Genomic DNA, 10,655 nt, shown 5'->3' with positions numbered 1-10,655 from the left:
TTTAGAACCCTTTAACTTTAAAAGCATGAAGCACTTTAAGAACTGGTTTAAGAAGTATGAGGCATAAAAGCATATCTATGCTAACAATCATCACACATGGAAAAACTCTTCTTTAGCCCATCGCGACACTTGAGCGACAAATTATGCATAGCGAGCTTGTGAGCGATACCTAAAGGGTACTTAATTGCACGCTAACAAAGTAACGATATCGAATTGCGCGCCTAGTAGCGTTGGTCACTTCATAGCATATCAAGGGAGGCGCGCGTAAGTTTTTGAGAGGTAGATTTGTGATGGTTGAATGGTCTTGGCTAGATCAACACGAGTCGGCGGTGAACGGCTATGTGTGGCTAGTTAAAACAACAATCTCCAGATTATACGCCTAGCTATATAAATCGTTCTTTAGAATGTCAAAGGAAACACACAAGTTTTCAATAAAAAAATCAAATTATCTGCTACATTCACCGAATGTATTCTGAAATTTGGGACTATATTTTATCCATTTTAGACACCCTAGCCGAAGTCATAGCTACCTTGATTGAGCTCGCAGGATTATAGCCCCGCAGGACAAACTAACCATAGTGAGCTTGCGCAACGATACCTGAAAGGTAATGGTTAGCTTGTAAATTAACCATTTGCTAGTGCAAACCACTCGCAAGCTCGTTTGGTTAGTTTACCCCCCCTAGCGGGGGGATATAAGGCTCTATTGCTATTGTATAATCTTATCTTGTTTGAAGGATTGATCAATGGCCACACAATCAGATAATGTTGTTGGCACTAGTAGTGATAGTTTTCAGGAAGGCAATGTGAACAATAATACAGCGAGTACTGAGGCGATATCTGAACGAGAGAAGGGAGTAAAGAGTGAACGCGACTTACAAAAGATGCTCAATAAAGTTTGAGAGCAAAGAGCTAAGCTTGAAAAAGAACGAGATATTTTGCAGAAGCAATTTAATCTTGGCTAAATTGATATTTTCATCGCCTTGATTGATAAAAATTGCTTCTACTTCTTTATTTAGCCTTGCAAATGGCAAATACCAGCTCTGTACCAAAGTGTAATAGGCAGTCTTTATGGGTGATCACGAGTCTTTTTACTTGACTTTCTAGGATGAGATTAAGAAGTTTAATTAAACCTTTTTTGTAGTAATTCATATCCGAGCCCAAGTCTTGTATTATCTCATAATTAAAGCCTAGTTTAGAGCAATGTAACTTAAAAACCTGCACTTGAGCGATTAAATCCTCTTTTTGGTCAGCGCTAGAAACACGGGCATAAGCGATGGTTTTGCGGTTATCGTTATGAAAAACGATATTCTTGTTAATGTTTTTAAGACTCTCTAGCTTGTATCTACGCTCCCCACCTTTTGTATAGTTGTCGGGTTTTAGTAAGCCTCTTTTCTCCCAGTTTCTCAAAGTTTGGATACTGACACCTAAAACCTTACAAGTGAGCTTGCGAATGCTCACTATCAAATGGTGGTAGTTATGCTGGCTCAGAATGCATGTCACCACGCACACTAGTTAAAGTACATTGATGCTCTCGCCTTGTACAAGACTGCAATCTCCAAACACACAACCCCTAGTAGAAGCAAAATCCCCCAGAGTAGAGAAAACATCTCCAATATTCATTTTTTTAAAAATACATAATCCGCACTGCCTATTTTTTCGACCATTTTATAACCATAGGAACGCAAAATATCGCTCACTCCACTGTATTTTTTATCAAAAATCTCTATTTGTATAGCAGGACTATGGTGTTCTAAGAACACCCCCCCCCCCGCAGCACATGACTCTCAAAGCCTTCTACATCAATTTTTACAAAATCAATCTTGTCTGCAAATCTACCTTCTTTTTGCAATTCATCCAAACTCATAACAGATAAATTTCCATCTACATCATTTTTCAGATTAGTCCCGCCTATATTGACAGCAGAAAAATTCTTTATGCTTGCTCTACCTATTTGCTCTCCCAATGCGGTATTGTGCGGGATAATCACATCTTGCAGGGAATTAAGCTCAATGTTTTTGCATAAGGTCTCATAAGTTTCTTTTAATGGCTCAAAGGCATAGACTTTTTTTGCCTTTCGCACAAGGGCGTAATAGAGAGCGTTATTGCCAATATTTGAGCCTATATCCAAAATATTAGCTTCATCTTTAAAGTACTTGTCTGCTTGCTGTATGGTGTCAATATCGAAAAAATCATCATTCATGACTATATAAGTTTGAATAAGATCGATTGAAACATTGGGTAGATACATGGTAATTTCTTGAACATTTGGATATTTATGATGAAAAATATGCAGGTTAGGTATATTGAACATGAAAATCTTGTCTTTAGACTGTTTCATTTGTTCCACCCTTATCCTTGTTTGTTCCACCCTTATCCTTGAAAGCTCTTCCCTAATTGAAGTGCCCAATCTTGACTCCAAATATCGATCTAATGTGCGCCCAACTTGTTTCTTTATTCCTCTAAGCAATCGACGAAATGCCTCAAACACCTTTTCTCTCCTTAATGCAAACGCTTCAAAAGCACGCTGGTTGTTCCAATAGCAGCGTGAAGTTCATTCTCAAGCAAGCCCCTTCCAAGCTCGATTCTAGTCTCTCTCCACCCTTCCATGCCAAAACAGCCAACATCCAATCATCCCCACTCCTAGCAATCCTAGCAATTCCATAAAGGGCCAAAGCTTGGGGTATGCATGTCCAAAAAACATACAACACAAGTCGATCACAATTCCACAGCTTGCACACAGCACCTGCGCATAGAAACCCCAAAATGCCATCCACTGTAAGGCTCTAAAGTCACCTCTTCCACTCGTCCTTAGCACCATGGCTAAAACCCCTAACCATAACACACCCGTGCACAGCAACACGCCCCATAACACCGCTTCCAAAGTATTCATAGACATCCCTAGAGCCCAAGATATTTACATCCTAATGCAAAAGTTCACAATCGTCCGTAAGCCCTCATGATCGGCGCAAAGTCTAAATTATGAAGGAATCATGCGAGATATCTGTGTGTTGTGTACAAATACTTAACATCTGATGTTGTCAGCACTCCAAAACCCATGGTGAGGACAATACCCCCAAACTCATCCATGCGATCTTGGATGCGCTGTGCAAACAATACTCTCGTAACTAAACCTGTTTGAACTGGGCATAGATTTCTAAGATGCGTTTTTCATCAAGCATGTCTGGATCGATTTTGTTGCCTAATAGCTTGGCGTGGTGGATTTTGAATTCCTCTAGGGTGATCCACTCTAGGCTATCAACCATATGAATACGAGCTTTTTTGATAAAAGGGAAGTGCCATTGAGTGAGCTCTGAATCCCCAACAAAAATTTTATTCTTAAAGTTCTGTTTTTCAGCACATGCACTATCTATATTCCACACTCTAAACTCACAATTTCGATTGCAGTGCAAGTTCTGGTCTCCATGAGATTCAAGCCATCCAAAATCGTAAATATTGTGCACATAAACTCGCCCATCTTTAACTAGAAAATGGATTCTAGAATAACTTAGTATCTGGTCCTTATAATAAATGCCATAAAAACTCTTGTAAAGCTTTTTAGCATCATAAATGTGATCCACATCAATTTTAACTATCCATTCGTTTTTAGGAATAAAAGAGAGGACATAGTTACAATAGTAGTAAAATTGGTGATGAAAATCCTGAGGATCTTTAATTGTAATTTTATAGGGATAGGCCACTGGAACAAAAGTGGGAAATTTTTGACAGAAGTCTAAAATCAATTCTGCACTCCCGTCATCGCAATCATTATAGCCGATTACACCCCGTTGGATGGCGGGTAAAATAGAGTATAAACAAGTCTCCAAAGTGGCGATTTCATTTTTGACTCGGATAAGTGCCCAAGGATTGAGTGGGCTTTTGGGATTGCTAGATTTGGGATCTGCTTGAAAATAGCCTTGATGCACAGGAGTGTCAGGGATTAGTAAATGCCTATTAGAAGAAGGGATATAGTTCCCCCCCCCCCCCGCATAGGCGGTTAGCACGGATATAATCTTCATTCTTTAGAGGGGTAATTTTGGCAAAAACTTTTTGCTTTTGGGGGTGGTAGTAAAAAGATAAGGAAGGTAAGGAGAGTGCAAGACCATAGGCATGTTTTAAGGATTGATGCCAAGATCGAGGAATCACGCGTTTTAAAAAATTCTTGCATTGTTGATTCGTGAGTGACAAAGAAACTCCTTACAAAAACCTGCATTATACACTAGCACACATGAAGATCAGGCAGCATTTCTAAATCACAGATCACTGACCATGGGGATATGTCAAATGCAGTGTTGAATGATAAAGGTGAGGCTATGGCGTTCAGACACTCTTTGGCTTTAACCTCTTATCCCCATAGCTTAGTTGCTTGTGGGATTTAGCGCGCGGGAGGTGATCGAATTCTACAAGCTCACCCATATCTTAATTCTTAAAGCAACCTATAACACTAACAAATTCAGCTATAATACGCCACAAATCATCGTAAAGGGTCTGCATGCCAGAAAAGAATGTCTTTGAGAAGATCGTAGCTGGAGAATTGCCTTGTAAAAAAGTTTTAGAAGATCAGGATTTTTTGGCCTTTGAGGACATTAATCCCAAAGCCCCCGTGCATGTACTAGTCATTCCTAAAGTGGGTGTGAAAGATTTCAACGCTATCACGCCAGAACTCTCCTCCAAAATCAATGCCTTTATTTTAGAAGTGGTGAAGGTTTTAGGTCTCGATCAAAAGGGCTATAGATTGATTACAAACATTGGATCTGATGGGGGACAGGAAGTGCCCCATTTGCATTTCCACATTCTAGGAGGCGTAAAGCTCACATGGCCCAAACTCCACTAAGTTCAAAAGACACGCAGCGCTTTCTGGACAAGGCTTTTGCACCCTTGCTTAAAACACAATCCAAGATCGAGCAACTTACCCAGGTGCGTGAAAGCTTGATTCTCAAAAAGGGGGTGCGCTATTTCGATTGGACAGCTTCTGGATTGGCTAGCACCCTTGTAGAAAAACGGGTACTCAAGCTCTTACCCTTTTATGCCAATGCACATTCGGAAGTGTCTAAGCACGCTTCCTTGATGCAGGAGGTGTACACAGAGAGCAAGGCGCGTTTAAAAAAGAGTTTGGGTTTGGGGGAGGACTTTATCGTCTTGAGTGCTGGTTTTGGAGCTAGCCATGCTATCAAGCGTTTCCAAGAGATTCTAGGCATTTACATTCCTCCCAAGAGTCGCCAAGTCCTAGGAGGGCTTAAGGGGGCTGATTTACCACAGGTGATCATTGGACCTTATGAGCATCACTCTAATGAAATCTCTTGGCGCGAGGGATTGTGTGAGGTTGTACGTCTGGAGTTAGACCCTCAAGGACTTTTTTCCCTAGAGAAGCTAGAAGTGGCTTTACAAGAGGCACGAAAAAAGACACATGGTTTTACCCCTCTTGTTTCCATAGGTGTGGCTTCCAATGTAACGGGCATGATCGTTCCCTATAGGGAAATTTCTCAACTCTGTGCGCGCTATCAGGCGCGTTTGGCTTTTGATGCAGCGGCGTTTAGCCCACACGATAACTTGGAAAATTTGGATTTTGATGCCCTTTTTCTCTCAGCCCACAAACTCTTAGGAGGAGTTGGGACATGCGGAATCCTGGGGGTTAAAAAGCAACTCATTGATACAAACTTACCTCCTAGTTTTAGTGGGGGTGGGGTGGTCAAGTATGTAAGTCGCAGCACACAGGAGTATGTCGAAGCCTCAGATGTACGCGAAGAGGTGGGCACCTATGGTCTTGTACAGCTCTTTAGAGCGGCTTTAGCTCTACAATTGCGCGATGAGATCGGCACGCCCACCATTAGACGGCGCGAGAGCATGCTCTCTAAGGTTTTTATGCACGCCTTAAGTCAGATTCCCGCCGTGCAAATCTATGGCAATGTGCATGCTCCACGATTGGGCAATGTTGCATTCAATGCGGGTGGAGTGTCTTGCTACGCATTGGCGCATTTACTCAGCCATCGGTTTGGGATTGAGACGCGCGCAGGGTGTTCGTGCGCAGGCCCCTATGGACACGACTTGCTAGATATGCAAGATAGTAGCTTTAGCGCGTTGCAAGAAAAGGGCACAAAGCCAGGCTGGTTACGCGTGAGTTTGCACTACAGCCACACCTTAGAAGATGTAGATTTTCTCATCGATCGCATTAGCAAAGCGATCCAAACATTGCGTGGAGGTTGAAATGGAAGAAGTGGTGCAAGAGGCAACTTGGATGGAGCTGGAAGAATTCTTGGAGATTTCCAGATTGCCCAAAGAGCGTATTTTAGCTCTTATCCAAGATAAAAGCATTTTAAGCAAGCATGATGAAGAGCACATTTGGATAGATCTGCATAGCGCAACTCAGGTTTTGGCTAAACGTGTTATGGGCAAAAATATTGTACCTAAAACAGGTTATCCAGCCTTGTTAGAAAATATGGGGGCTAATGCTCTCGATCCTATTTTTGTCGAAAAAACCATTAACACTATTTTAAGCCTGCATGACAAGGTAATCGGGGCTAAAGATGAGGCCATTTGTGCGTATAAAAACGAAAATGTTTTTTTAAAAGACGCGGTGATTTCGATGCAAGAGGTCTACGATGAAGACAAACGCACCATTGAAGTCTTGCAAGATGAGCTCACCAAGCTACGCGAAGAAATCGAATTCATGAAGCGCAAATACCGCCTGATGTGGGGCAAGGTAACAGATATGGGGAATGTGAAGTAACTAGGGTATCTTATTTAAAAGTTCTTTGAGCTGGGCGTTGAGCTCGGAGATCTCGCGCACCTTGTTGATATAGGCCTTGAAAAGGTCCATTGGGTCAGTTTCCTTGAGGTGGAAGGTGTCTTTGATCTCATCGATAGCCTCCTGGCTAAATCGCGCGTCTAAAGTGATCTTATAACGCTTATTACCAATATTCACTTCGATGGTTTGAGAGGAGGGGCTATCACTCATGTTTCAAAAGCTTTCATGATCTTGTCATAGAGTTCTTGTAAACGCTTGTCCTTGCTGGCAATCTCTTCATAGAGAGCGTTGAGTTGGCGATCCTTTTCCTCATGCTGGGTGGCTAGGGTCGCATTTTTGAGTTGTAAATCCTTGTTTTCTTCTTCTAGGAGTGCGAATTTGATCAATAGATCGTCAATTTTTTCGTGAACCTGATCTAAGATATCCTGCCCCATTAACATCCTTTTTTCAAACTAATGAGGGGGTATTATAGCAAAAATCTAGGCTTTAATGCGGATATTTGGGGCGCTTGAGTCCGCTGGTATCGTAATGGGTAAATCCTTTAAGTCCATATGCTTTCAGGGCATACAAACGGCTTTTGATAGCACGGCTAATGGAAGTATGGGTTATGCGCTCGAAGCAATGTTCATGGTAAAGCTCTGGACAAGCGATGGCATTTTGCAGGAAAGCTAAAATTTTCGCAAAGTTCAAATCATTACAAAAAGTACCCTTACCCTCTTTGATATGAAGTGGAGGGGTATAAAGCATCTCTAAATAGGCATTAGGATGGGTGTCTAAGTAGCGCACAAAATCCATCGCTTCATGAAAATCTTTAAAGTCGTGCACATTGACAAAACTCTTAGGATTAAAATCTTGTGCTACGAGAGGATTACCCCAATAAATAGGGATGGTATGAGCAAAATAAGCGTCTACAATCTTTTCTGTGGTGTAGCCTAAACCCTTGGTATTTTCAAAGCAGAGGTTGAATTTGTAGCGGCTGAGGAATTCCCATTTGTTGGCTACGGGTTGCCCCGTCGTGTTATACACCTTGCCACCTCCGCTTATAGGGCGATACGCTGTTAGCTCTTGATAAAAGTAGTTGCGTTCAGGAGCATTGGAATTAGAGGCCACAAAGCTAGCAAAACCGCGTGCACTCAAATCTAATTGTTCTCTGACGCATCGATCTAAATGCGCATAGGCACACGCAAAGGGAATTACACCATGTGTTTGCGGGAAGTTAAAGGGCAGATCTGCATAGGTGTCTAGCAAGGTGTAGAGCTTGAACAAGTGCAGGTAATACAGGGGCACGCGCAAATAGCGCTCATGAAAATGCATGTGATCAAAACCCATGCCAAAGTCGTAAATATCAAAGTTAATGCGCTCATTCTCGCCTGTATAGCCGATTCTTTTTTGAGGAAAGTCTAAGATTTTCTTGTGATAGCCTTCAAGACGAAATGATGCACCAAAGACTAGGTCGCAGGCTTTGAAAGGGGAGGTTTGGTACTCCAAAGTATAGCGCTGCGCCAAAATATGCTCAAACCCGTGCTCTTTAAATTCGGGGCAATGAGAGAACCCCACTACTAAAGGAAGTTTGTGCGTCTGTGGATCGATGCGCATAGACGCACAATAAGCGTCTAGCAATGGTTGGAACATCAATGCGCCTGGAATCGATAGATGTGATGTCCATACCCTTTAAAGAGCTTGCAACAGATAAAATGCAAAATCAACGCAGCCACAAAGGGCAGGAGCGCATAAGCAATAATCACACGCACAAAGGGCTGATCTAAGTTATGCAATAGGGCTTCTTCATAGGCTTTAATAGGTCCAATGAGCCCCACAATTCCAAAGCCCGCACTCTTGGCATCACCAGTGATTTGGAAAAAATAGGTGATCAAGCCTCCCACAACACCATTAGCGATGATGCAAACATACATGATAGGCGCTTTGAAGAGATTGGGAATCATCATCTTCATGCCTCCTAGTAAAATTGCTACACTCACCCCTGTCTTGTTTTTAGCTAATAAAGAGCCCACAATGAGCACAGCCGTAGTGGAAGTTACGCCCAAATTCGCCGCGCCTGAGGCTAACCCACTAATTCCGATAATCAGACTCACCGCCACCGTAGAAATAGGCGAGATGATAATGATCGCATAAGAGATCGAGATGAGCACGCTCATAGGCAAAGGGTGAAGCTGGGTGAAGTATACGATTCCATGCCCAATTTCTTTTGTGATCTGAGTAGTGTAGGGCAAAAGCAAGAGTCCCACACAGCCACAGCCCGCAGAAACCACCATGGGTTGGAGTATGATGGTGAGTGATCCAAATTTATCACCCAGCCACTTGGTGAGCAACACCGCGCATGCCGCAATGATGAGCACATTGAGCAAATCTCCAATGCCCACCAATACCAAGCCATGCGCGCCGTGTTTAACCACCCCCGAGGCGATAAAAGTCGCTACACCAATAATGGCAGATTTCATTGGGTTAAAATTAAAAGCAAGTCCTACCAACACGCCCGTGATGAGTGAAACTAGGGCCTGCAAGATCACCAAAGCGTCTAAAAATAACGCAATGACATGGATGTGATTATAGGGCTTAAGCAGAGCGCCCAGGATCGCATTGGGAGCTAAGGCGATCACAACCGCTAAAGCCATTCCATACAAAAGCTTGAGCAAGAAATCCTTCACAAAATCTCCCTTTGCATAAAAAAAATTAAGAAACTTTAGTTATCCACCCCTGAGGTGCTTGCAGGTCGCCAAATTGCATGCCTACCAAGGTCTCATAGAGCTTTTTAGTGATGGGTCCGGCCTGTTCTTGGCTATAAAATACATGTAACTTGCCCTGATAAGAAATACCCCCTACAGGAACGATGACCGCCGCTGTGCCACAAACCCCAGCTTCGCTGTATTCCTCTAGGGCATTGATGAAGACATCTCCTTCTACCACTTCTAAGCCTAGATGTTCTTTGGCTAGGTGCACCAAGGACATGCGTGTGATGCTGGGCAGAATGGAGGGGGAAGCGGGGGTAACAAAAACCCCTTTCTTAGAGACGGCAAAGAAATTAGCCGCGCCCACTTCCTCGATCTTGGTGCGTGTAGCTGGGTCGAGGTAGACACAATCGCTAAAGCCCTGCTCCTTAGCTAATTTGGCAGGAAGCAAGCTTCCCGCATAATTCCCCCCCACTTTAACTGCCCCTGTTCCACTGGGTGCAGCGCGATCGAACTCGGACACAACGAAATTAGCTGGGCGCATTCCTCCTTTGAAGTAAGGCCCTACAGGCGCACAAAAGACGATAAACAAGTATTCTTGCGCAGGTTGCAGACCTAACCCCTTGCCCACACCTAGCACGAGAGGACGGACATAAAGTGTCGCTCCCGATCCATAGGGGCCCACCCATTTCTCGTTGGATTGAACTACCTGAGTACACGCTTTAAGGAATAAGTCTACAGGAACGGGGGGCATGAGCAGACGCTGACAAGATTTTTGGAGGCGCTTGGCATTCTCCTCTGGGCGGAACAAATTGATCGAATTGTCCTTACAGCGGTAGGCTTTTAAGCCCTCAAAACATTGCTGACCATAGTGCAGAGCGGGGGAAGCCTCATGGAGCACAACATGGTTATCTTTGACCAACTCACCTGCCGACCATGCGCCGTCTTTATAATGCGCCACAAAACGAAAATCCGTTTGGATATACTCAAAACCCACATTATTCCAGTCTAAATTGGCCATAAAATCTCCCTTCAAAGTTTTTAATGATTAAAAATATGCAAAAAATATTCCATATAACTATTTATTGTACAAGATTTGTCGATTCAGCACAGCCCCATTATGGTAGAGACCTTACCCCCCCCAACCCCCCTAGCTTTAGTTATGGGGCTAGTTAGTCAATATCATCTTGTACAACACTTTGTATGATAGCCACTATCAAATGTAA

At 43.1% G+C, this 10,655-nt stretch carries 13 protein-coding genes and 1 pseudogene; 3 read left to right on the top strand and 11 right to left on the bottom strand.

Annotated elements, in window-relative coordinates:
- Positions 1–872: 872 nt before the first annotated feature.
- The 6 genes and pseudogenes from KCO92_RS07015 to KCO92_RS06990 form a co-directional block, all read right to left on the bottom strand.
- Positions 873–1,464 (bottom strand): annotated as a pseudogene (locus KCO92_RS07015) (IS607 family transposase).
- A gap of 152 nt (positions 1,465–1,616) precedes the next feature.
- A complete protein-coding gene (locus KCO92_RS07010) occupies positions 1,617–1,760 on the bottom strand; it encodes a hypothetical protein (RefSeq protein WP_158653612.1) in 144 nt (47 codons plus the stop codon).
- Positions 1,751–2,338: an FkbM family methyltransferase gene (locus KCO92_RS07005; RefSeq protein WP_233710545.1), complete on the bottom strand. Its 588-nt coding sequence runs from the start codon at positions 2,336–2,338 to the stop codon at positions 1,751–1,753. Before KCO92_RS07005 ends, KCO92_RS07010 begins: the two co-directional genes overlap by 10 nt.
- A 246-nt stretch (positions 2,339–2,584) precedes the next feature.
- The gene (locus KCO92_RS07000) at positions 2,585–2,890 is read right to left on the bottom strand and encodes a hypothetical protein (protein ID WP_104696256.1); all 306 of its coding nucleotides are present in this window, start codon (positions 2,888–2,890) and stop codon (positions 2,585–2,587) included.
- A 235-nt stretch (positions 2,891–3,125) separates the two neighbouring features.
- The gene (locus KCO92_RS06995) at positions 3,126–4,001 is read right to left on the bottom strand and encodes a beta-1,4-N-acetylgalactosamyltransferase (protein ID WP_345719214.1); all 876 of its coding nucleotides are present in this window, start codon (positions 3,999–4,001) and stop codon (positions 3,126–3,128) included.
- Positions 3,952–4,185: a hypothetical protein gene (locus KCO92_RS06990; RefSeq protein WP_210647479.1), complete on the bottom strand. Its 234-nt coding sequence runs from the start codon at positions 4,183–4,185 to the stop codon at positions 3,952–3,954. The genes KCO92_RS06995 and KCO92_RS06990 overlap by 50 nt, the downstream gene beginning before the upstream one ends.
- Positions 4,186–4,489: 304 nt before the next feature.
- On the opposite strand from KCO92_RS06990, the gene KCO92_RS06985 reads away from it, so the two are divergent.
- Genes KCO92_RS06985 through KCO92_RS06975 form a run of 3 tightly spaced genes read left to right on the top strand, consistent with a single transcriptional unit; the run spans position 4,490 to position 6,724 of the window.
- A complete protein-coding gene (locus KCO92_RS06985) occupies positions 4,490–4,831 on the top strand; it encodes a histidine triad nucleotide-binding protein (RefSeq protein WP_104696385.1) in 342 nt (113 codons plus the stop codon).
- A complete protein-coding gene (locus tag KCO92_RS06980; RefSeq protein WP_104696384.1) occupies positions 4,813–6,201 on the top strand; it encodes an aminotransferase class V-fold PLP-dependent enzyme in 1,389 nt (462 codons plus the stop codon). Before KCO92_RS06985 ends, KCO92_RS06980 begins: the two co-directional genes overlap by 19 nt.
- 1 nt (position 6,202) lies before the next feature.
- Positions 6,203–6,724, top strand: coding sequence for a DUF3972 domain-containing protein (locus KCO92_RS06975; RefSeq protein ID WP_104696383.1), 522 nt, complete (start codon positions 6,203–6,205; stop codon positions 6,722–6,724).
- Here the strand turns inward: KCO92_RS06975 and KCO92_RS06970 are convergent, their stop codons facing one another.
- Genes KCO92_RS06970 through KCO92_RS06950 form a run of 5 tightly spaced genes read right to left on the bottom strand, consistent with a single transcriptional unit; the run spans position 6,725 to position 10,450 of the window.
- Positions 6,725–6,952 (bottom strand): hypothetical protein, encoded by a 228-nt coding sequence (locus tag KCO92_RS06970; RefSeq protein WP_104696382.1) that lies wholly within the window; start codon positions 6,950–6,952, stop codon positions 6,725–6,727.
- Entirely contained in the window at positions 6,949–7,176 is a 228-nt protein-coding gene (locus KCO92_RS06965; RefSeq protein WP_104696381.1) for a DUF904 domain-containing protein, read from the bottom strand. Before KCO92_RS06965 ends, KCO92_RS06970 begins: the two co-directional genes overlap by 4 nt.
- Before the next feature lie 52 nt (positions 7,177–7,228).
- Positions 7,229–8,374 carry a glycosyltransferase family 10 domain-containing protein gene (locus tag KCO92_RS06960; RefSeq protein ID WP_199766219.1) on the bottom strand — a complete coding sequence of 382 codons (1,146 nt, stop codon included), beginning with the start codon at positions 8,372–8,374 and terminating at the stop codon, positions 7,229–7,231.
- Complete coding sequence (locus tag KCO92_RS06955; protein WP_104696380.1) at positions 8,374–9,408, bottom strand: PTS sugar transporter subunit IIC; 1,035 nt, start codon at positions 9,406–9,408, stop codon at positions 8,374–8,376. Before KCO92_RS06955 ends, KCO92_RS06960 begins: the two co-directional genes overlap by 1 nt.
- 25 nt (positions 9,409–9,433) lie before the next feature.
- Positions 9,434–10,450 carry a branched-chain amino acid aminotransferase gene (locus tag KCO92_RS06950; RefSeq protein WP_104696379.1) on the bottom strand — a complete coding sequence of 339 codons (1,017 nt, stop codon included), beginning with the start codon at positions 10,448–10,450 and terminating at the stop codon, positions 9,434–9,436.
- Positions 10,451–10,655 lie beyond the last annotated feature (205 nt).

Origin of the sequence: Helicobacter salomonis, from assembly GCF_017979425.1 — a bacterium.
In the GTDB taxonomy this organism is placed as follows: Bacteria; Campylobacterota; Campylobacteria; order Campylobacterales; family Helicobacteraceae; genus Helicobacter; species Helicobacter salomonis.
The sequence above is the reverse complement of the archived record's forward strand: the minus strand, read 5'-3'. Positions and strand labels throughout refer to the sequence as shown.

What these genes read in the sequence shown, in the direction of transcription:
- KCO92_RS07005 (WP_233710545.1), bottom strand. Translation starts at nt 2,338, where the DNA reads ATGAAACAGTCTAAAGACAAGATTTTCATGTTCAATATACCTAACCTG.
- KCO92_RS07000 (WP_104696256.1), bottom strand. Translation starts at nt 2,890, where the DNA reads ATGAATACTTTGGAAGCGGTGTTATGGGGCGTGTTGCTGTGCACGGGT.
- KCO92_RS06985 (WP_104696385.1), top strand. Translation starts at nt 4,490, where the DNA reads ATGCCAGAAAAGAATGTCTTTGAGAAGATCGTAGCTGGAGAATTGCCT.
- KCO92_RS06980 (WP_104696384.1), top strand. Translation starts at nt 4,813, where the DNA reads ATGGCCCAAACTCCACTAAGTTCAAAAGACACGCAGCGCTTTCTGGAC.
- KCO92_RS06975 (WP_104696383.1), top strand. Translation starts at nt 6,203, where the DNA reads ATGGAAGAAGTGGTGCAAGAGGCAACTTGGATGGAGCTGGAAGAATTC.
- KCO92_RS06970 (WP_104696382.1), bottom strand. Translation starts at nt 6,952, where the DNA reads ATGAGTGATAGCCCCTCCTCTCAAACCATCGAAGTGAATATTGGTAAT.
- KCO92_RS06965 (WP_104696381.1), bottom strand. Translation starts at nt 7,176, where the DNA reads ATGGGGCAGGATATCTTAGATCAGGTTCACGAAAAAATTGACGATCTA.
- KCO92_RS06960 (WP_199766219.1), bottom strand. Translation starts at nt 8,374, where the DNA reads ATGTTCCAACCATTGCTAGACGCTTATTGTGCGTCTATGCGCATCGAT.
- KCO92_RS06950 (WP_104696379.1), bottom strand. Translation starts at nt 10,450, where the DNA reads ATGGCCAATTTAGACTGGAATAATGTGGGTTTTGAGTATATCCAAACG.